We start from the raw sequence: 21,867 nt of genomic DNA on the forward strand, positions 1-21,867 counted from the left end.
GGCTTGAAGAAATTCAAGCCTTTTTTTGTTGACGATAGTTTAATCGCCTGTTTTTTGGTAAAATAGTGCTTGGTTAAGCTTTTTTTGGAGGTGCAATTTGTTCGCTTTTTTAAATAAAAATGATCCAGCTGAAACCACGACGCCGGCAATTGATCCCCAACGGATCCCGGCACACGTGGCCATCATTATGGATGGCAATGGCCGCTGGGCAAAAGCACGGCATTTACCGCGGATTGCGGGTCACAAAGAAGGGATGAACACCGTCAAAAAGGTCACAATTGCTGCGAGTGATCTTGGGGTGAAAGTCCTGACCTTATACGCGTTTTCAACGGAAAACTGGAAACGACCAACGGATGAGGTCAATTATTTGATGCAATTGCCAGTCAGCTTCTTTGATACCTTTGTGCCAGACTTGGTTAAAAATAATGTGCAAGTTCAAGTCATGGGCTATACGGATAAGTTACCAGCGAAGACGCAAAAGGCCGTGAATGATGCGATTGCGGATACCAAGGATTGTGACGGCATGATCCTGAACTTTGCCTTGAATTACGGTTCACGTTCGGAAATTGTGAGTGGCATTCAAGCGATTGCGGCGCAAGTTCAAGCTGGTGAGTTAGCTGTTACTGATATTGACGAAGCCACGGTTGATCAGGCACTAATGACGGCGCCACTCGCCCCGTATCATGATCCGGATCTGTTGATTCGGACAAGTGGTGAGGAACGGATCTCGAACTTTCTGCTTTGGCAGATTGCGTACAGTGAGTTAGTCTTTACAGATGTGAAATGGCCCGACTTTACTGCGACGACTCTCAAAGCCTGCATTGCGGATTATCAAAGCCGCGATCGGCGTTTTGGCGGGTTATCGAATCAAAAATAAAGGGAGTTTTAACTTATGAAACAACGTGTCATTACGGCTGTTGTGGCGTTAATCTTTTTTATCCCCGTAATTTTCATTGGTGGGATTACACTGGATATCGTGGCAATGGTCCTCGGTGCGATTGCGATGACTGAATTACTAGTCATGCGCAAGAAGCTCTTAATTTCATTTGAAGCGATTATCGGGATGCTAGCGGTGATGGTCGAGATTGCCCCCAATAAGTGGTTTAACGGCCTGCCAGACCAGTTAAACAAGGCTTATGTGGTTTATTTCTTGATTATTCTCCTGTTACTGCATACGGTTTGGTCACGTAACCGGTTCTCATTTGATGATGCTGGTATGCTAACCCTAGGCATTTTCTACATTGGGATGGGTTTTAATTATTTTACGGCCGCTCGTGGTGTGAATGTGCAGATGTTGTTGTACTTGATGTTTATCGTTTGGGCAACTGATAGTGGGGCTTACATGGTTGGCCGGAAGTTAGGTAAACATAAAGTGACCCCCATCAGTCCTAACAAGACTTGGGAAGGTTGTATCGGTGGGAGCATTATCGGGGTTGTGATTGCCACGGCCTTTGCCATCGGGTTCCAAGTCGGGTATCACAATTGGTTGAGTATGTTAGTGATCACGATTATCTTATCAGTGGTCGGTCAATTTGGTGATTTAGTAGAATCTGCGTTAAAACGGTATTATGGTGTTAAGGATTCTGGTAAGATTTTACCTGGACATGGCGGGATCTTAGACCGCTTTGACAGTATGTTACTAGTCTTTCCAATTGCCCATCTTTTCGGGTTGTTCTAACGACTAAGCATCCCCACAACTAGTGGGAGAAAGGATCCGCGCATTGATAGTTACGATTATTACCTTTATTATCGTTTTCGGGATCTTAGTGATCGTGCATGAATTTGGTCATTTTTACTTTGCCAAACGGGCCGGGATCCTTGTCCGGGAATTCTCGGTTGGAATGGGGCCTAAAGCGGTCGCATTTCGACGTAATGCCACAACATATACCTTGCGATTTTTACCGATTGGTGGGTATGTGCGGATGGCTGGGGTGGCCGATGACGAAGACGATGAGTTAAAGCCAGGAACGCCCGTTAGTTTGCAGATGGGTGACGATGGCCTGGTGCATTCAATTAATGCCAGTAAAAAGACGACCTTGTTTAATGGGATTCCGTTATCCGTCACGGCTACCGATCTTGAAAAAGCCTTGTGGATTGAAGGTTATGAGAACGGTGATGAAAGCGAAGTTAAACACTACGCTGTTGATCACGATGCGACGATTGTTGAAAGTGACGGCACTGAGGTTCAGATTGCCCCAGTGGATGTCCAGTTCCAATCAGCCAAACTTTGGCAACGGATGCTGACGAACTTTGCTGGGCCGATGAATAACTTCATCTTGGCAATTATTACCTTTGCCATTTTGGCCTTTATGCAAGGCGGGGTCACCACGGTAACGACCAAAGTTGCCGGCACCACGGCCAATTCCGTCGCGCGTCAAGTTGGCATTAAGACCGGTGATCAGATTGTGGCCGTTAATGGGAAAAAGATGACGAGTTCACAGTCCATCTCATTACTCATTCAAGATAGTCCTAATCAAACCGTCAAGTTAGGCGTCAAGCGTGCTGGCACGACAAAGACGATTGTGGTAAAGCCCGCTGCTAAAACGGTCTCTGGCAATAAGATTGGTCAGATTGGGGTCAAGTGGGCCACAGCGACTGATCACAGTTTAGGGGCCAAATTAGCGTATGGGGTTACTGGTTCTTGGAACATCACGAAACAAATTTTCCAAGTCCTTGGTCGCATGGTGACACATGGCTTCAGCCTAAATGATTTAGGTGGACCAGTGGCCATCTTTGCCACTACGTCACAAGCTGCCAAATCTGGTGTTCGCCAAGTCATTTATTTGTTGGCAGTCTTGTCGATTAACTTAGGCATCGTCAACTTATTGCCGATTCCAGCCCTCGATGGTGGGAAGCTCTTGTTGAACATCGTTGAAGGAATCCGTGGTAAGCCGCTACGGGTAGAGACTGAAAGTGTGATTACGTTAATTGGTTTTGGCCTTTTAATGTTATTGATGGTCTTAGTGACGTGGAATGATATTCAACGTTACTTCTTCTAAGCTTTTGAAAAATTAACATTGGGCGGGCCAACATTGGTTCAGCGGGGTCATTTGACTAAATCGGTGATTTTCCGATTTAGTCAATGCCCGGCTTGCGAGACCGTATGGCGGCTTGTAGACGTGGCCATCACGTTTCTGCCCAACTAGAGTCGTAATCAGAATGATATTAAAATTGGAACAATTAAGGAGAAGATTTGTAGATGAAACAATCAAAATTGTTAATTCCTACTTTGAAAGAAGTGCCTAATGATGCCGAAGCGCTCAGTCATCAAATGATGTTGCGGGCCGGTTATATTCGTCAGATTTCAGCAGGAATGTATGCTTATTTACCATTAGCCTATCGGGTCTTAACGAAGATTGAAACGATTATTCGTGAAGAAATGGATAAGATCGATGCCGCTGAAATGTTAGTACCCGCAGTCATTCCGGCCGAACTTTGGCAAGCAACGGGGCGTTATGACACTTACGGTCCAGAATTGTTCAAATTAAAGAACCGGCATGATCGGGACTTTATCTTAGGTCCAACGCATGAAGAAACGTTTACGTCAATTATTCGTGATGAAGTCAAGTCATATAAAAAATTGCCATTAACGTTGTATCAAATCCAAGCAAAGTATCGGGACGAAAACCGTCCACGGTATGGCTTGTTACGTGGCCGCGAATTCATCATGAAGGACGCGTATTCCTTCCATGCTGATGAAGGCTCATTGGATGAAACCTTCCAAGATATGGCGCAAGCTTATCAAAATATTTTTGAACGCTGTGGCTTAAAATTCCGGTCAATTATCGGTGACGGTGGGGCAATGGGCGGTAAAGATTCTCGTGAATATTCCGCGATTGCGCCCGTTGGTGAAGATACCATCGTGTACTCTGATGCCAGCGATTACGCTGCTAACTTGGAAATGGCGCGGAGCTTGTATGTGCCAAAGAAGTCGCATGCTTCATTACAAGACATGGCTAAGATTGATACCCCCGGCGTGGGTACCATCGAAGAATTAGCGGCCTTTTTGAAAGTCGGTGCTGATCAATTGGTCAAGAGCATCCTATTTATGGCTGATGATGAACCAGTCTTAGCCTTAGTTCGTGGCGACCATGAAGTTAACGACATTAAGTTAAAGAACTACTTAGGGGCCGATTTCTTAGAAATGGCGACTCCTGAACAAGCTAAACAATATTTGGGGGCGGGCTTCGGCTCATTGGGTCCAGTGAACGTCAGTGATGATGTGAAGATTATTGCGGACTTGTATGTCAAAGATATGGTCAACATTACTGTCGGTGCTAACGAAGATGGGCATCATTTGACCAACGTTAATCCAGAACGTGATTTCCATGCAGAAGACTACGTTGATATCCGGTTTGCCCAAGAAGGTGAATTGTCACCTGATGGCGCGGGTGTCTTGAAGTTTACAAAAGGGATTGAGATTGGCCACATCTTCAAATTAGGCACTCGGTATTCTAAAGACTTGCATGCGGAAGTCTTGGATCAAAATGGCCGGAACATTCCAGTGATTATGGGCTGCTACGGTATCGGGGTTTCACGGCTATTATCTGCCATCGCTGAACAACGTGCGGATGAGAATGGCTTAGTTTGGCCAAAAGATATTGCGCCATTTGACGTCCATGTTATTCCAGTTAATGTTAAGAAGGCCGACCAAGTCGAAGTTGCCAACCAAGTCGAAACGCAATTAGAAGCAGCTGGCTATAAAGTCTTATATGATGATCGTAAGGAACGGCCTGGTGTTAAGTTTGCCGACTCAGATTTGACGGGGATTCCCGTTCGCATCACAGTTGGTAAAAAAGCCAGTGAAGGCATCGTTGAAATCAAGTTACGCCAAACCGGTGAGACTTTGGAAGTTAAGCAAGAAGAAATTGCTAATAACTTAGCCGTTTTGATGAAGAACATCGATTAGGTTTTCCGGTCACGACCGTTGCAAGTTAACTAAAAAATGCGTACACTTGACCCTATTGAGTATGCAGAAATCACCTAGTTTCGAGACCCATGGAAACTAGGTGATTTTAGTTAGTCACCAAGTTAAAGGAGGAGCACGCGTGAGCTTAAATCAGCAGGAAATGTTTGAGAAATTACTCGAACAAATCGGGATGCCGATGAGTCCCGTCTATACGGACGCGACCATCGAGAAGCTGACCGTTCATCAGACCTCAAAAGTTTGGGAATTTCATTTACATTTCCAACACGTTTTGCCATTTGCGCAGTTTATGGATTTTAAAAATAAACTCCAAATCGCATTTCACGATATTGCCGGGGTTCAGTTACGGCTTACAACCGATGATACTGAAATCAACCCCACGGAATTGGCCAATTATTGGGAATGGATCGTTCAAAATAGTGGGATCAAGTCGCCTTTAGTCCAGTCATTATGTAATAGTAATGTACCAACTTATGAAGATGACCGGGTCTTGTTATTGGCTGAAAATGAAGTCATTCAAAACTTTTTAACCAATCAAGCCTTAGGACCCATTGAAGAGACCTATCAAGCACTGGGTTTTCCAAAGTTCTCAGTCCACACGATGATTGATGAAACGGCGTCACAAGCTAAAATCAAGGCGTTCCATGAACAAAAAGCTAAATCTGACCAAGAAATGGCCAAGAAAGCCGAAGCAGCGATTAAAAAGGCCAATGAAAAACGCGCCCAACATGCCGATGAACCAGCACCCATCAATGGTCCGGTTCAATTAGGTAAGCAGATTAATCCGGCCGAACCGGCTAAGCAGCTGGTTCAGATTACCGAAGAAGAACGTTCCGTGATTATTGAAGGTTACGTCTTTGATATGGAAGTTCGGACATTACGGTCACAACGGCAATTGTTAATCTTGAAAGTTACCGACTATAGTTCGTCAATGGTCGTTAAGAAGTTCTCTCGTAATAGTGATGACGAAGCCCAATTTGCTGCGTTACAGCCCGGCATGTGGGTTCGGGTCCGGGGTTCCGTACAAGAAGATAGCTTCATGCGAGATCTGACGGTTAATGCGTATGATATCAATGAAACGACGCATACATCACGCCAAGATACCGCGCCCGCTGACGACAAACGGGTCGAATTACATTTACATTCGAATATGAGCACGATGGATGCAACGAATAGTGTGTCTGACTTTGTGAAGCAGGCCGCTAAATGGGGCCAACCAGCGATTGCCATTACGGATCATTCCGGTGCCCAGGCCTTCCCTGAAGCGTTTGCGGCCGGTGAGAAAAATAACATTAAAGTCTTATATGGTGTTGAAGCCAATATGGTCGATGACGGGGTGCCGATTGCGTACAACGATGCCCATGTTGATCTGAAAGAATCAACTTACGTCATTTTTGATACTGAAACGACCGGGTTATCAGCGATTTATGACAAAGTCATCGAATTATCAGCGGTCAAGATGGTCAAAGGAAACGTTGTTGATCAATTTGAAGAATTTATTGATCCCGGCTTTCATTTGTCGGAAACAACGACTAATTTGACGAGTATTACCGATGACATGGTGCGCGGTTCTAAATCAGAAGAAGAAGTTTTCAAGTTGTTCCGGGAATTTTACGGCGATGCCATTGTCGTTGGGCATAATGTTACGTTTGATATTGGGTTTATGAATACCGGCTATGCCCGTCACGGCATGGGCCCGATTGAGAATCCAATTATTGACACGTTGACTTTAGCCCGCTGGCTATATCCAACCTTCAAAAGTTATCGGTTGAATACTTTAGCGAAGAAATTCAATGTTTCTTTGGAACATCATCATCGTGCGATCTATGATGCGGAATCAACGGGTCATTTGAACCATTTATTCTTAAAGGATGCGGAAGAACGGTATGGCGTCCAGTTCCATGATCAGTTAAATGATCATATGAATGAAAATGCCGCTTATCGACATGCCCGGCCGTTCCATGCAACGTTGTATGCCCAAACCCAAGCTGGGTTAAAGAACTTATTCCGAATTATTTCGTTATCAAACGTCGAATATTATTATCGGGTGCCGCGAGTACCCCGTAGTATTTTGAATAAGTACCGTGATGGCATTTTAGTTGGCTCAGCTTGTTCGAGCGGAGAAGTCTTCACCGCGATGATGCAAAAAGGGAAAGCCGAAGCGCGGCAAAAAGCCGGCTACTATGACTTTCTGGAAGTGCAACCGAAGCCAGCCTATGCACCGTTGATTGAAAGTGGCCTTATTGCGGATACCCCACATTTGGAAGAAATTATTAGCAATATGGTCGAACTCGGTGATGAATTGAAGTTGCCGGTCGTTGCGACGGGTGATGTCCATTACTTAAATCCAGAAGATAAGATTTATCGTAAGATATTGATTCATTCTCAAGGTGGGGCTAATCCATTGAACCGAACGGAACGACCAGATGTCCATTTCCGGACGACTGATGAAATGTTGAAGGATTTTGACTTCTTAGGTCAGGCGACAGCCCATCGCATTGTGGTGGAAAATTCGCAAGCAATTGCCAATCAGTTTGAAACGGTTCGGCCGGTTAAGGATAAGCTTTATACGCCACGGATGGCCGGTGCTGAAGCTGAAATCAAGCAGTTAACGATGGATCGGGCCCATGCCTGGTATGGAGATCCGTTACCAGAAATCGTGCAAGCGCGAGTCGATAAGGAACTAAAGAGTATTATCGGGAATGGGTTCTCGGTTATTTATTTGATTGCCCAACGGTTAGTGTTTAAGTCCAATAAAGATGGCTACTTAGTTGGGTCACGGGGATCTGTTGGTTCTAGTCTAGTTGCGACGTTGTCAGGGATTACGGAAGTTAACCCGATGCCGCCACATTATCGGTGTCCAAATTGTCAGTATTCACATTTTTATACGAACAACGAATATGGGTCTGGCTATGATTTACCGCCAAAGGATTGCCCAAAGTGTGGCACGAACATGGTTCGCGATGGTCATAATATTCCGTTTGAAACTTTCTTAGGATTTTACGGGAATAAAGTCCCCGATATTGATTTGAACTTCTCAGGAGATTATCAACCGATTGCCCATAACTATACAAAAGTTTTGTTCGGTGAGAAGAACGTTTACCGGGCCGGGACGATTGGGACGGTCGCTGATAAGACCGGTTATGGTTACGTCAAAGCCTATGAACGTGACACGAATCAAACGTTCCGCAATGCCGAAGTCGATCGCTTGTCTAAAGGGATTACGGGGGTCAAACGGTCAACGGGTCAACATCCGGCCGGGATTATTGTTGTGCCGGATTATATGGATATTTACGATTTTACGCCAGTTCAATATCCAGCCGATGACCAAACTGCGGCTTGGCAAACGACCCACTTTGATTTCCATTCGATCCATGACAATATTTTGAAGATTGATATTCTGGGACATGATGATCCGACAATGATCCGGATGCTGCAAGATTTATCTGGAATTAAGCCAGAAAGTATTCCACCAGTTGATCCGAACGTCATGAAAATCTTCTCTAGTCCGGAAGTCTTGGGCGTCACGGAAGATCAGATCTTTTCTAAGACCGGGACGCTGGGCATCCCAGAATTTGGGACTCGCTTTGTCCGTGGGATGTTAGAAGAAACCCACCCGTCAACTTTTAATGAATTATTACAAATTTCTGGGTTGTCTCACGGAACCGATGTGTGGTTAGGGAACGCCGAAGAGTTGATCAAGGACGGGACAGTTACATTGGCCGAAGTTATCGGGTGCCGGGATAACATCATGACCGACTTGATCCACTACGGTATGGAATCCGATATGTCTTTCCAAATCATGGAGCATGTGCGAAAAGGCCGGGGGATTCCAGACGAGTGGCAACAAGCAATGAAAGATGCCGATGTGCCAGATTGGTATATTGAATCTTGTTTGAAAATCAAGTATATGTTCCCGCGGGCCCATGCGGCAGCTTATATCTTGATGGCGTTGCGGGTGGCTTATTTCAAGGTTTACTTCCCAATGATCTATTACACGGCGTACTTCTCTGTGCGTGCCGATGATTTTGATTTGGTTGCAATGTCGCATGGTAAAGAGGCTGTCAAAGCGTCGATGAAAGCCATCACGGATAAAGGAATGGATGCGTCGGCCAAGGAAAAGAACTTATTGACGGTGTTAGAATTAGCCAACGAAATGTTGGAACGTGGTTTTAAGTTCTCCATGGTCGATCTTGAAAAGTCGGATGCGGCAGATTGGTTGATCGATGGCGATACGTTGATTGCGCCATTCCGGGCAGTGCCAGGCTTGGGCTTAAACGTGGCGAAGCAAATTGTCGCCGCACGCGCGGATAAACCGTTCCTATCTAAGGAAGATTTGTCGAAGCGTGGTAAGGTTTCGAAGACGTTAATTGATTTCATGACGGAAAATGGGGTTTTGGAAGGCTTACCTGACGAAAACCAGTTGTCATTATTTTAAAGCTAACAGCTATAAATGGCGTCGAGTTGCGGATTATGCATAATTATGATAATATATGAGTGTAATTTAAAACTCGTTAACGAGTGAGCAGCGATGCTCACTCTTTTTATTGGACTAATCTGGATAGGAGGCGCAACGTGAGCAATAACGTTATTGATACAATTCAACCGTTGGCCCAAGCCATTGTGGCGGCCCACCAGTTTGAATTAGTTGATATTGAATTTGTCCGGGAGGGCCAGAGCTGGTACCTCCGGATTTATATCGACAAACCCGGTGGCATCAACATTGAAGAGTGTGCGATGGTCAGCGATGAATTAAGTGAAAAATTAGATACGATGGATCCGGATCCGATTCCGCAAGCTTACTTTTTAGAGGTATCTTCGCCTGGTGCGGAACGGCCTTTAAAGAAGGAAGCCGATTACCAAAATGCCATTGGTCAATACGTCCATATCGGCTTGTACCAAAAAGTCGACGGCAAAAAAGTGTTTGAAGGCGACTTAGCTGAAGTCACGCCTGAAACCTTGACCATTAATTACTTAGATAAAACCCGTCATAAGACGGTCACTGTTAAGCGGGATCAGATTGCGCAAGCCCGATTAGCGGTTAAGTTCTAGCAAAGGAGTTTACACATGAGTAAGGAATTATTAGGGGCTTTAGACACCCTGGAATCAGAAAAAGGCATCAAAAAAGAAGTTGTGATCGATGCATTGGAAGCGGCCTTAGTGTCCGCTTACAAGCGTAATTACGGTCAAGCTCAGAACGTCGAAGTTGACTTTGACCAAGTAAAAGGTAATATTCATGTTTATGCGGTAAAAGAAGTTGTTGAAGACGTCTTTGATTCGCGCTTGGAAGTCAGTTTACAAGATGCGTTAGAGATTAACCGCGCTTACGAAATCGGTGATGACATCCGCTTTGAAGTGACCCCCAAGAATTTTGGACGTATCGCTGCGCAAACGGCTAAACAAGTCATTATGCAACGGGTTCGTGAAGCTGAACGTGGGATTATCTTTGACGAATATAGCCAGTATGAAAATGAAATCGTGACTGGGGAAGTTGAACGTCAAGATAACCGGTTCGTTTATGTCAGTTTGGGTAAGGTTGAAGCGGTCATGGGCCGTTCTGATCAATTACCAGGTGAAACGTATCGGATTCATGACAAAATTAAGGTCTTCGTGTCAAAAGTTGAAAATGCGACTAAAGGTCCGCAAGTCTTTGTTTCACGGACGGCGCCAGATTTATTGAAGCGTTTGTTTGAACAAGAAGTTCCTGAAATCTTTGACGGTATCGTTGAAATCGTCTCAATCGCACGTGAAGCGGGCGATCGGGCGAAAGTTGCGGTTCGTTCAAATAACCCCAACGTCGATCCCGTCGGTACTTGTGTTGGTCCTAAAGGGCAACGAGTACAAACGATTGTTAACGAACTTCATGGTGAAAACATGGACATCGTGGAATGGACTGATGATACGGCTGTCTTTATCGCGAATGCGTTAAATCCTGCTGAAGTCTTAGATGTCATCTTTGATCCAGAAAACGAACGTGGCTGTACGGTCGTTGTTCCAGACTATCAATTGTCATTGGCAATTGGTAAGCGGGGACAAAATGCGCGTTTAGCAGCTAAATTAACTGGATTTAAGATTGATATTAAATCTGAGACCGAAGCTTCTGATATAATGGATGCGAACCCAACTGATGTTGCTGCTGCTGAAACCGCTGATGAAGCGCCTGAAACGGCTGACGTTGATGCCGATGATTCAGTCGACTCAGCTGCCAGTGACCAAGCAGTTGAACCAGCACCAACTGAAACTGATCAAGCCACTGCTGATGATACATCGGCTGCGGCGAGTGACGACTCAGCTAGTGATGATGAATAACTAAAGGAGGTCTGGGATTTGAAAAAAAGAAAAGTGCCGTTGCGTAAAGATATCGTAACGGGTGAAATGCATCCCAAGAAAGACTTAGTCCGGGTCGTAAAAAACAAGCAAGATGAGGTGTCAGTAGACCCAACCGGGAAGAAACCGGGGCGGGGCGCTTACATTTCACTCGACGTCGAAGTGGCCAACCAAGCCAAAGCCCAAAAGACATTTGACAAGGCTTTTGGTATTAAGGTCGACCCAACGTTTTATGACGAGCTGGTGGCATATGTCGATCACCAACAAGCCCGAAAGGAATTGTTCGGTGATGACGCCTAAAGAAGCTTGTTTGAACCTACTGGGACTTTCTCGGCGTGCCCGGAAACAAATTGCCGGTGAAGGCTTAGCTTTAGCCGCAATTCGTAACCAATCAGCCAAACTTGTCTTTATTGCAAGCGATGCTGGTCCCACGACTGTAAAAAAGTTCCATGATAAGGCCCAATCCTATGATGTACCAGTGATCGATACCTTTACTAAGGCGGAATTGAATGCCGCAACCGGGAATCCACGGACCGTAATTGCGATTACGGATCGTGGTTTTGCCAGAAAAATGGTGGCGATCATGACTAACTAAAGGAGGGTGAAGATATGGGGAAAAAGCGAATTTATGAATTAGCGAAGGAGCTGAACATCCCAAGTAAACAGTTGATTGCGCAAGCACAACAGTTGGGATTCTCCGTCAAAAATCATATGTCGACACTCGGTGACAACGAAGAACGGCAAGTTAAGGCCGCTCAGACGGGCACCCATCCTAAATCTAAAACAACTAGTCCGAAAACTAGTTCAGCTAATACAGCTGAGAATGTGACACGAACTGCTACTAAGCAGCAATCCAACTCGCGTCATCAACAGAGTGGTGATTCTTTGAATAATAATCGAAATAATAACCAAAACAACAACCATAGCCAAAGTCGGAACAATAACGGGAACCATAGCAGTAATAATAGCAATGGTAACCGGACGAACAGTTCACGGCCAACGAATAACCGGGCCGCTAACGGGCGTAGTACGTCAAGCACAACTGGCAATCGCTCAAATAGTAGCAACGGTAACCGGACTAACAATGCTAACCGGACGAATAACTCAAGTTCACGGAACAATAGCAACAACCGGTCTAATAATTCATCGGCTAATCGGTCTAATAATAACGGTAACCGCAGTACGACTGGTAACAATGCTAACCGGAGTAACAACAGTAATAACCGGAACGGTAATAACAGTGGTAACGGGAATCGTTCTAATAACAACAGTACAAACAATCGCAACAATAGCGGTAACCGGAGTAATAACAATAGTAGCCGTAACGGTAGCGGTCGGTTTGGCGGCAGCTTGAACAACAATAATGGTGGTCGTTATCGTGGTAACAAGCGTCGTGGTAAGAAGATTAACCGTAAGAACCAACGGATTCGGCAAGTGACGAATAAGCCGGTTTCAGTTCGTAAAGATCGGCCATTGCCAGAAACCTTAGTTTATTCGGTTGGCATGAACGCTCAAGATTTGGGTAAGATTTTGCATCGCGAACCTGCTGAAATCATTAAGAAGTTGTTTATGTTAGGCGTGGCGGTTAACCAAAATCAATCCTTAGATAAGGATACGATTGAAGTCTTAGCGGCGGACTATGGGATTAACGCTGAAGAAAAAGTCGAAGTCGATGTCACTGACTTGGATAAGTTCTTTGACGATGAAAACCAAAACATGGCTGATGCAATCACTCGGGCACCCGTTGTTACGGTCATGGGTCACGTTGACCATGGTAAGACGACCTTGCTTGATAAGTTACGGCATACGCATGTTACCGCCGGTGAAGCCGGTGGGATTACGCAGGCTATTGGGGCTTATCAAGTGAAGCATGATGGTAAGACCATTACCTTCTTGGATACACCGGGGCATGCGGCCTTTACTGAAATGCGGGCGCGTGGTGCTGATATTACCGATATCACGGTCTTAGTGGTCGCTGCGGACGATGGGGTCATGCCACAAACCATCGAAGCTATCAACCATGCTAAAGCCGCTAAAGTACCAATTATCGTTGCAGTTAACAAGATCGATAAGCCCGGTGCCAACCCTAACCATGTCATGGAACAATTAACTGAATATGGGTTAATTCCTGAAGATTGGGGTGGCGATACGATCTTTGTTCAGATTTCAGCTAAATTCGGTAAGAACTTAGATGAATTACTTGACATGATCTTATTACAAGCAGAAGTCTTAGAATTAAAGGCTAATCCAAAGCAAAATGCAGCTGGGTCTGTCTTGGAAGCCAGCTTGGATCGTGGGAAAGGCTCAACCGCTACCTTGTTAGTTCAACAAGGGACGATGCATGTTGGTGACCCAATTGTTGTTGGGAACACTTATGGTCGAGTACGGACGATGACTGATGATAATGGTCGTCGTTTGAAAGAAGCCATTCCTTCAACCCCAATCGAAATTACTGGTTTGAATGATGTCCCTGAAGCCGGGGATCGTTTCGTCGTTTTTGATGATGAAAAGACTGCACGTGATGCTGGTGAAACTCGGGCTAAGCAAGCTTTGATGGACGAACGGAAGCAAACGAACCATGTCACTTTGGACAACTTGTTTGATTCAATGAAGCAAGGGGAAATTAAAGAAGTCGACGTGATTATCAAGGCGGATGTTCAAGGTTCAGTTGAAGCATTAGCTGGTAGCTTGAAGAAGATCGACGTTGAAGGTGTTCGGGTTAATATTATCCATACCGCCGTTGGGGCCATCAACGAAAGTGATGTGGCCTTAGCCGAAGCAAGTAACGCGATTATTATCGGGTTCAACGTCCGGCCAACGCCACAAGCCAAGTCCCAAGCAGATACTGATGATGTTGACATTCGTTTGCATCAAGTTATCTACAACGCAATCGATGAAATCGAAAGCGCGATGAAAGGGATGCTCGAACCTAAGTATGAAGAAAAGATCACTGGTCAAGCCGAAATCCGTGAAATCTACAAGGTTTCTAAGATTGGGACAATCGGTGGTGGGATGGTCACTGATGGGGTCATCCACCGTGAATCTGGTGTCCGGGTCATCCGTGATGGTGTCGTCATTTATGATGGCAAGCTAGCCAGCTTACGTCGTTTCAAAGATGATGTGAAGGAAGTTAAACAAGGCTTTGAACTCGGTCTCCGGATTGAGGATTACAATGATATCAAGGTTAACGATGTCATTGAAGCTTACGTCATGAAAGAAATTCCAATCGAATAAACAATCCCTCAAGGAGGTGCACATCATGGCACAACATTATCGGGTTGGTCGACTTGAACAAGAAATTCAAAAAGAAGTCGATGATATCTTATTAAAGCGCGTTCGTGATCCCCGGGTCGCTGGGTTAACGATTACGGGCGTGACAGTGACTGGTGACTTGCAACAAGCCACAATTTACTACAGCATCTTATCAGATAAAGCATCTGACGGTGAAAAGACGGCCAAAGGGCTTGAAAAAGCTAAAGGGTTGATCCGCAGTGAATTAGGGTCACGGTTAAGCATCTACAAGACGCCTGAATTGATCTTTGAACGGGATACTTCTGTTCAATATGGGAGTCGTATTGATGAATTAATTAATAACTTAAAACGCCAAGATTAATTGGTGGTTTAGTGTTTAAGGCAGTTCCTATTATGGGAGCTGCCTTTTTTGTTTGGACGAGGTTGAACCTTAAGTTGTGGTATTTACTTACCACTCTGGTTGGCCCAGAATCGGCTGGAACGTGGTGGCCACGTTTTCGAGCCACAGAGCGGTCTCGAAAGCCGGGCTTTATCTAAGTCGAAAACCACGACTAAGATAAACGACACCACTGAGCCAATTCTGGTCCGCCCGTCGTTAGCAACCGGTTATCGATTAATAAACGATTATTTTTTCAACAGTTACCGTAGCTGTTGTCGTTGGCTGGTAGTACGAGTAGTTTTCTTGGACTTTAAGGTCAAGGTCAGTTTGGAAGACCGAGCTTTGGGTTCAAAATGGCCCACGGTGTTCCGATATTTCTAGAAACCAACTGTACAGGCGACAATTTTATAGCACCAAGCGTGATTATTTTAAGAAAGGCCGTTTAGAGTGGCAAGCTAACTAAGAGTTCACGGGTTAGCCAGCAGCTCGTAACGTCTCTTTTTTGCAGTGATTAACTTGTGTTATACTTAAGCGAGTTAATTTTAAGGAGTTTTATCATGTCAAATGGAATATTACCGCTCTACAAACCACGCGGAGTCACTAGTTTTGACTGTGTGGCAAAAATAAGAAGATTATATCAAACCAAAAAAGTCGGTCATTCAGGGACCTTAGATCCAAGTGTTGACGGTGTTTTGCCAATTTGTATTGGAAACGCCACCAAAGTGGTTCAGTTTCTAGTTGCGTCTGGTAAACAATATCAAGGTAGTATTACGTTGGGCTTTGCCACCACGACGGAAGATTTAGATGGTGAGGAGATTGCGCGTGAAGCCGTGACGGCACCATTCAGTGCAGCCCAGATTGACGCAGCTTTAGCCCAAATGACGGGCGAGATTACCCAGATTCCACCAATGTTTTCGGCCGTTAAAGTCAACGGTCGACGCTTATATGACTATGCTCGTCATGGCGAAACCGTTGAGCGGCCTAGTCGCCAGATCCAAATTGCCAGCTTTGAACAACGGCAACCAGCAACTTATGACGCTACTACGCAAACGCAGACGATTTATTTTACGGTGGCTTGCAGTAAAGGGACGTATGTCCGGACGCTAGCTGTTGATGTTGGGAAAACGCTCGGTGTGCCAGCGGTCATGAGTGACTTAACGCGCTTGAAGAGTGGTGGCTTTACGTTGGATCAGACGGTGACCTTAGAACAGATCGCCGAACACGTGGCGGACGGCACGGCAGATGAGCTATTGTCGCCGATCGAGATGGCACTAACTGCTTATCCGCAAGTTGCTTTAAGTGATGAACAATGGTCGCGCGTGCGAAACGGCGCGTGGTTAGCTGCCGAGGAAGGCCAACAAAAAGATCCAGATGCGAACACATTGGTTGCGTTAACTTACCAAGACCGCATAAAATGTCTATATAGTTATCGGGTTGCAGAATCATGTTACAAGCCCTTTAAAATGTTCGCAGTGAATTAAGAGGAGTTTTTTGATATGCAGGTGATTAATTTAACTTATCCATATGCTGCCAGTCAAATTCCGGCCGGGCCAATTGTTTTGGCGCTCGGCTTTTTTGACGGGGTGCATCGTGGCCATCAACAAGTCGTAAAAACGGCGCGGCAAGCAGCCCGGGCCACGGGAGCCAAACTGGCAGTTATGACATTTGATCAGCATCCGTCGGTCATCTTTGCTCACAAGGATCCGGCCAAAGTGCGTTACTTAACCACGGTGACGCAAAAGGCAGCGTTAATGCAAGAGATGGGCGTTGACTTGATGTATGTGTTGCATTTTGATCAGGCCGTCGCGTCGATGCCTGCGCAAACGTTTGTTGACGACTTAATTGTCGGGCTCCATACCCAAACGGTGGTGGCTGGTTTTGACTATACTTATGGGCCAGCTGATGTTGCAAATATGCAACGCTTAGGTGATTATGGTCGCGGTCGGTTTGAAATTATTGAAGTGCCTAAAGCGGTTGAAGCACAGGCTAAGATTAGTTCAACACGTATTCGTCAAGCCATCGATACGGGCAAGGTGGATGAAGCCAATGCGTTATTAGGCTACCAATACGAAACTAGTGGCACAATTGTTCACGGTGAAGCTCTGGGACGCACACTCGGCTTTCCAACGGCCAATGTGGCCCATTCAGCGAATACCCGGGTGCCGGGCATTGGGACTTATGTCACCATGGTCAAAGTTGGCGATCAATGGGTAGCTGGGATGGCGTCAGTGGGTCGTAACGTCACGTTTGGTGATGATCGGCCGATTACGGTTGAAATCTATTTATTGGATTTCAGTGGCGATATTTATGGGCAGACGGTAACGGTTCGCTGGTGTCATTGGATGCGTGGAGAAGTGAAGTTTGATGGGGCAGCGGGCTTAGTCGCTCAGTTGCAGCATGACGAACAAGCCACTCGGGATTATTTCGTGGCCCAGCCCTTTCAAGCCAGTCCGCGATTGACCCAGTTGACAGCAGCTTTAAAGGAGGACGATTAGCATGGCAGTAGATACAACGACGATTTTTCAACATGGGACGTTAGGGTTGTTAGTACCAGGTTTATACGATGGTACGATCACAGCTGGTGAGTTGCTAACCCATGGCGATACTGGAATTGGCACGCTAAACGGTCTTGACGGTGAAGTTATCATCTTAGATGGTCATGCTTATCAAGCTCGTGAAGACGGCCAAATTCGGGAGATTGCCACTGACGAAACCTTACCATTCGCGTCGGTCCACTTTGAGAAGCCAGATGCTAGTGCTGATTTGACGCCAATGAGCCAAGCTGATTTTGAAGCGCAAATGTTGAAAGACTATCAGTTACAAAATATGTTTGCCGCGATTCGTGTTGATGGCACCTTTAAAAAGATCCATACGCGGGTAGCGCCTCGGCAACAACGGCCATACAAGACGTTAGTACAAGCGACTGCTACGCAACCAGAGTTTAAGGGTGAGAATGTCACTGGGACGATTGTTGGTTATTACGCACCGCATTTGTTCCAAGGGGCGACAGTTGGTGGCTATCATTTGCACTTCTTGAGTGCGGACCATCAGTTAGGCGGTCATTTGTTAGGCTTTGAAATCGATCAAGCCACGGTCAAGGTGCAGCGCTTTGCTGATTTTAAAGTTCACTTGCCAATTGATAACGCGGCCTATTTACAAGAACAATTTGATAATCAAGAAATCGATTCAGCGATTAATAAGGCTGAACGTTAAGTTTGAATGGGTCTGGGAACTGGGTTCCTAGGCTTTTTTTGTCTGGACGATCATTTTTAGCACTCGACTAATTATTTTGCTAAAAAACTTTGTCTTTCCTTGACTTTAACCCATGAGGTTGTTATATTAGTAATTGTGTTAGCACTCCATTAAGTTAAGTGCTAAAAAGAGGTGATGATCACGTTAACTGAACGACAAAGTCTGATTTTAAAGGCCATTGTCCGTGACTATACCGAAGGCGGTAACCCCGTGGGATCCAAATCATTAGTCCAAGAGCTGCCAATCAAGGTAAGTTCGGCGACGATTCGTAATGAAATGGCCCATTTGGAAGCGTTGGGATTGATCGTCAAAACGCATTTATCTTCAGGTCGTATTCCATCCATTAAAGGCTATCGGTATTATGTTGATCATATTCTGAAACCTGAAAAAGTGGATAGTAAAGACTTGAAAGTCATCCAACATTCATTGGGTGGTGAATTTCATAAAATCGATGAAATCGTAGCGCAATCGGCGGACATCTTGTCACAACTGACAAGTTATACAACGTTTACGTTACGGCCTGAGCTGAAACATAGCCGGTTAAGCGGGTTTCGCTTAGTGCCGTTAGGGAATCATCAGGTGATGGCGATTCTGGTCACGAATAACGGTGACGTTGAGAACCAGACCTTTACCATCCCGAATGATTTAACTGGCGATGAATTGGAACCAGTCGTTCGTTTTATCGATGATCAATTGATCGGCCTGCCGTTACAAGACGTATTGGCGAAGTTACAACAAGAAATCCCATTGAAATTATCGCATTATTTGCAAAATCCCGATGGCTTTCTGGATATCTTCGGCAGTGTATTGTCCAAGGCAGCTTCTGAACGATTCTACGTGGGTGGCAAGTTAAATTTGTTTGACTATACGACCAAGCAAAATCCGCAAGAAATGCGATCATTGTATTCATTATTAGATCAAACGGATAACTTGGCGAATGTGATCGGCTCGCCCGGTCAGCATATCCAAGTCCGCATCGGTAATGAAATCACCAACGATTTGTTGAAAGACTACAGTTTGATTACGGCGACGTATGACGTTGATCAGCATGGTCAAGGGATCATTGCGGTGCTCGGGCCGACTGCGATGCCTTATTCCCGCACGATTGGGTTAATGGGCGCCTTTCAGCGTGAGCTCGCACGCAAACTGTTAGAATATTACCGGTACTTTGACGAGTGACGGACAAGGAGATGAACTCATTGGCAAAAGAATCAACTAGCGCAACGGATGAACAAACGACCAGCACGGCTAGCCAAGCGGCCACCAAAGCCGCCGCGCAACCAGCTGATGGTCAAACTGATACTGCCGCTAAAGATCAAGCGAAAGCGAAGGTCGACCCCCGTGATCAACAAATTGCGGATTTAAAACAACAATTAGATCAAAAAGATGATCAAATGTTGCGGGCCCAAGCCGAAGTTGTCAATATGCAGAATCGGTTTAAGAAAGAACAAGCCAGCACCATCAAGTATGATGGTCAAGCATTGGCAAAAGATGTTTTACCAGTGCTGGATAATCTTGAACGTGCTTTGGCAACGCAAGCGGACGATGCAGCTGCTCAGCAGTTGAAGAAGGGTGTTGAAATGGTTTATGGCCATTTACAAGATGCCTTGAAGAAGCATGCGATTACCGAAGTACCAGCTGCTGGTGAAAAATTCGATCCGAATATTCACCAAGCGGTTCAAACCGTTCCAGCATCGGATGAACATCCAGCTGATACGGTAGTCCAAGTCTTACAAAAGGGCTACTTGTTCAAAGATCGGACCCTGCGGCCAGCAATGGTCGTTGTGGCACAATAATAAAACTAAAAACTAATTAAAAAGAGGTTTATTAATTTATGGCAAGTAATAAGATTATCGGGATTGACCTCGGGACGACTAACTCAGCTGTAGCGGTTCTCGAAGGTAGCGAACCAAAGATTATCACGACTCCTGAAGGCGGCCGGACCGTTCCTTCAGTAGTTGCATTTAAAGACGGCGAAACCCAAGTCGGTGAAGTTGCTAAACGTCAAGCCATCACTAACCCTAATACGGTCGCTTCAATCAAGCGTCACATGGGTGAAGCTGGTTATAAAGTTAATGTTGATGGCAAGGATTACACCCCACAACAAATTTCAGCGATGATTTTACAATACATCAAAGGGTTTGCGGAAGATTACTTAGGTGACAAAGTTGAAAAGGCTGTTGTAACCGTACCTGCATACTTCAATGATGCCCAACGTCAAGCCACTAAGGATGCTGGTAAGATTGCTGGTTTGAACATTGAACGGATTATCAACGAACCAACGGCCGCTGCTTTGGCTTACGGCTTGGATAAAACCGATAAAGATGAAAAAATCTTAGTCTATGACCTTGGTGGTGGGACCTTTGATGTTTCCATCTTGGAATTAGGCGATGGGGTCTTTGAAGTCTTATCAACTAATGGTGATACGCACTTAGGTGGGGATGACTTTGACCAAAAGATTATCGATTGGTTAGTTGACAGCTTTAAGGCTGATAACGGCGTTGACTTGTCACAAGACAAGATGGCCTTACAACGGTTAAAGGATGCGGCTGAAAAGGCTAAGAAGGACCTCTCAGGTGTTTCTGAAGCCCAAATCAGTTTGCCATTTATCTCAGCCGGTGCTAGTGGTCCTTTGCATTTGGAACAAACCTTAACACGGGCCAAGTTCAATGAATTAACGGAAGACTTAGTTGAAAAGACACGGATTCCAGTTCAAAACGCCTTGAAAGATGCTGACTTACAAGCTTCTGACTTGGATGTTGTGATCTTAAACGGTGGGTCAACTCGGATTCCAGCCGTTCAAGATGCGGTTGAAAAGTGGACTGGCAAGGAATCTAACCATTCGATTAACCCTGATGAAGCGGTTGCTTTAGGTGCTGCGGTTCAAGGTGGGGTTATCACTGGTGATGTTAAGGACGTTGTTTTACTTGATGTCACCCCATTATCACTTGGGATTGAAACCATGGGTGGTGTCTTCACTAAGTTGATTGATCGGAATACAACGATCCCAACTAGCAAGTCACAAGTCTTCTCAACGGCGGCTGATAATCAACCAGCTGTTGACATTCATGTCTTGCAAGGTGAACGACCAATGGCAGCGGACAATAAGACGTTGGGTCGTTTCCAATTAACTGACATTCCAGCTGCCCCACGTGGGGTTCCTCAAATCGAAGTTAAGTTCGATATTGATAAGAACGGGATCGTGAACGTTTCTGCTAAGGATATGGGCACGAACAAAGAACAAAAGATTACTATCAAGAGTTCATCGGGTCTTTCAGATGACGAAATTGATCAAATGGTCAAGGAAGCCAAAGAAAACGAAGATGCTGATAAGAAGCGTAAAGAAGAAGTTGACTTGAAGAACGAAGTTGACCAATTGATCTTTACGACTGACAAGACGCTCAAAGAACTTAAAGGTAAGGTTTCCGATGAAGAAGTCAAGAAGGCACAAGATGCCCGTGATGCTTTGAAGAAAGCTCAAGATGACAACAACATCGATGACATGAAAGCCAAGAAAGATGATTTGAATAAGATCGTCCAAGACTTATCAGTTAAACTTTATCAACAAACCCAACAAGCTCAAGGCGACGCAAAGGGCGCGGCCGGTGCTGAAGGTGCTGCTGGTAAGGATGATGCTAAAGGCGATGACAACACCGTTGATGGCGACTTCGAAGACTTAGATAAAGATAAGGATAAGAAGTAAAACTGACCGGTTATCACAAAAAGCCAA

At 45.3% G+C, this 21,867-nt stretch carries 17 protein-coding genes; all 17 read left to right on the plus strand.

Features of this window, described 5'->3' with window-relative positions:
* Positions 1–97 precede the first annotated feature (97 nt).
* The 17 genes from FFM77_RS01530 (at position 98) to dnaK (ending at position 21,840) form a co-directional block, all read left to right on the plus strand.
* Positions 98–877, plus strand: a complete 780-nt coding sequence (locus tag FFM77_RS01530; protein ID WP_137633992.1) for an isoprenyl transferase — start codon at positions 98–100, stop codon at positions 875–877.
* Between the two features lie 15 nt (positions 878–892).
* Positions 893–1,678, plus strand: coding sequence for a phosphatidate cytidylyltransferase (locus tag FFM77_RS01535; RefSeq protein ID WP_137633993.1), 786 nt, complete (start codon positions 893–895; stop codon positions 1,676–1,678).
* Positions 1,679–1,721: 43 nt separating this feature from the next.
* Positions 1,722–2,999, plus strand: coding sequence for an RIP metalloprotease RseP (gene rseP / locus FFM77_RS01540; protein WP_137633994.1), 1,278 nt, complete (start codon positions 1,722–1,724; stop codon positions 2,997–2,999).
* A gap of 200 nt (positions 3,000–3,199) precedes the next feature.
* Positions 3,200–4,909: a proline--tRNA ligase gene (locus FFM77_RS01545; RefSeq protein WP_137633995.1), complete on the plus strand. Its 1,710-nt coding sequence runs from the start codon at positions 3,200–3,202 to the stop codon at positions 4,907–4,909.
* A gap of 139 nt (positions 4,910–5,048) precedes the next feature.
* Complete coding sequence (locus FFM77_RS01550; protein ID WP_137633996.1) at positions 5,049–9,365, plus strand: PolC-type DNA polymerase III; 4,317 nt, start codon at positions 5,049–5,051, stop codon at positions 9,363–9,365.
* 137 nt (positions 9,366–9,502) lie between these two features.
* The gene (gene rimP, locus FFM77_RS01555) at positions 9,503–9,979 is read left to right on the plus strand and encodes a ribosome maturation factor RimP (RefSeq protein ID WP_137633997.1); all 477 of its coding nucleotides are present in this window, start codon (positions 9,503–9,505) and stop codon (positions 9,977–9,979) included.
* Between the two features lie 15 nt (positions 9,980–9,994).
* Positions 9,995–11,236, plus strand: a complete 1,242-nt coding sequence (gene nusA / locus FFM77_RS01560) for a transcription termination factor NusA (protein WP_137633998.1) — start codon at positions 9,995–9,997, stop codon at positions 11,234–11,236.
* Between the two features lie 18 nt (positions 11,237–11,254).
* Entirely contained in the window at positions 11,255–11,554 is a 300-nt protein-coding gene (gene rnpM, locus FFM77_RS01565; protein WP_137633999.1) for an RNase P modulator RnpM, read from the plus strand.
* Positions 11,544–11,849, plus strand: a complete 306-nt coding sequence (locus tag FFM77_RS01570) for a L7Ae/L30e/S12e/Gadd45 family ribosomal protein (protein WP_137634000.1) — start codon at positions 11,544–11,546, stop codon at positions 11,847–11,849. Before rnpM ends, FFM77_RS01570 begins: the two co-directional genes overlap by 11 nt.
* 14 nt (positions 11,850–11,863) lie before the next feature.
* The gene (gene infB, locus FFM77_RS01575) at positions 11,864–14,488 is read left to right on the plus strand and encodes a translation initiation factor IF-2 (RefSeq protein ID WP_137634001.1); all 2,625 of its coding nucleotides are present in this window, start codon (positions 11,864–11,866) and stop codon (positions 14,486–14,488) included.
* Between the two features lie 25 nt (positions 14,489–14,513).
* Complete coding sequence (gene rbfA, locus FFM77_RS01580; protein WP_137634002.1) at positions 14,514–14,867, plus strand: 30S ribosome-binding factor RbfA; 354 nt, start codon at positions 14,514–14,516, stop codon at positions 14,865–14,867.
* Positions 14,868–15,442: 575 nt separating this feature from the next.
* The gene (truB, locus tag FFM77_RS01585; protein ID WP_137634003.1) at positions 15,443–16,366 is read left to right on the plus strand and encodes a tRNA pseudouridine(55) synthase TruB; all 924 of its coding nucleotides are present in this window, start codon (positions 15,443–15,445) and stop codon (positions 16,364–16,366) included.
* Between the two features lie 15 nt (positions 16,367–16,381).
* On the plus strand, positions 16,382–17,380 hold the full coding sequence (gene ribF, locus FFM77_RS01590; RefSeq protein ID WP_137634004.1) for a riboflavin biosynthesis protein RibF: 999 nt from the start codon (positions 16,382–16,384) through the stop codon (positions 17,378–17,380).
* Position 17,381: 1 nt separating this feature from the next.
* Positions 17,382–18,098 (plus strand): acetolactate decarboxylase, encoded by a 717-nt coding sequence (gene budA / locus FFM77_RS01595; RefSeq protein WP_137634005.1) that lies wholly within the window; start codon positions 17,382–17,384, stop codon positions 18,096–18,098.
* A 174-nt stretch (positions 18,099–18,272) separates the two neighbouring features.
* Positions 18,273–19,316 (plus strand): heat-inducible transcriptional repressor HrcA, encoded by a 1,044-nt coding sequence (gene hrcA / locus FFM77_RS01600; RefSeq protein ID WP_137634006.1) that lies wholly within the window; start codon positions 18,273–18,275, stop codon positions 19,314–19,316.
* An 11-nt stretch (positions 19,317–19,327) separates the two neighbouring features.
* Entirely contained in the window at positions 19,328–19,933 is a 606-nt protein-coding gene (grpE, locus tag FFM77_RS01605) for a nucleotide exchange factor GrpE (protein WP_379893624.1), read from the plus strand.
* 38 nt (positions 19,934–19,971) lie between these two features.
* Positions 19,972–21,840, plus strand: coding sequence for a molecular chaperone DnaK (gene dnaK, locus FFM77_RS01610; RefSeq protein WP_137634008.1), 1,869 nt, complete (start codon positions 19,972–19,974; stop codon positions 21,838–21,840).
* Positions 21,841–21,867 lie beyond the last annotated feature (27 nt).

It is taken from the genome of Lactiplantibacillus songbeiensis (assembly GCF_005405125.1).
GTDB lineage: Bacteria > Bacillota > Bacilli > Lactobacillales > Lactobacillaceae > Lactiplantibacillus > Lactiplantibacillus songbeiensis.

Excerpts from the sequence above, each read along its gene's own strand:
- nusA (WP_137633998.1), top strand. The coding sequence starts at position 9,995 with ATGAGTAAGGAATTATTAGGGGCTTTAGACACCCTGGAATCAGAAAAA.
- ribF (WP_137634004.1), top strand. The coding sequence starts at position 16,382 with ATGCAGGTGATTAATTTAACTTATCCATATGCTGCCAGTCAAATTCCG.
- FFM77_RS01570 (WP_137634000.1), top strand. The coding sequence starts at position 11,544 with ATGACGCCTAAAGAAGCTTGTTTGAACCTACTGGGACTTTCTCGGCGT.
- FFM77_RS01535 (WP_137633993.1), top strand. The coding sequence starts at position 893 with ATGAAACAACGTGTCATTACGGCTGTTGTGGCGTTAATCTTTTTTATC.
- rbfA (WP_137634002.1), top strand. The coding sequence starts at position 14,514 with ATGGCACAACATTATCGGGTTGGTCGACTTGAACAAGAAATTCAAAAA.
- budA (WP_137634005.1), top strand. The coding sequence starts at position 17,382 with ATGGCAGTAGATACAACGACGATTTTTCAACATGGGACGTTAGGGTTG.
- hrcA (WP_137634006.1), top strand. The coding sequence starts at position 18,273 with ATGATCACGTTAACTGAACGACAAAGTCTGATTTTAAAGGCCATTGTC.
- FFM77_RS01545 (WP_137633995.1), top strand. The coding sequence starts at position 3,200 with ATGAAACAATCAAAATTGTTAATTCCTACTTTGAAAGAAGTGCCTAAT.
- infB (WP_137634001.1), top strand. The coding sequence starts at position 11,864 with ATGGGGAAAAAGCGAATTTATGAATTAGCGAAGGAGCTGAACATCCCA.
- grpE (WP_379893624.1), top strand. The coding sequence starts at position 19,328 with ATGAACTCATTGGCAAAAGAATCAACTAGCGCAACGGATGAACAAACG.
- truB (WP_137634003.1), top strand. The coding sequence starts at position 15,443 with ATGTCAAATGGAATATTACCGCTCTACAAACCACGCGGAGTCACTAGT.
- dnaK (WP_137634008.1), top strand. The coding sequence starts at position 19,972 with ATGGCAAGTAATAAGATTATCGGGATTGACCTCGGGACGACTAACTCA.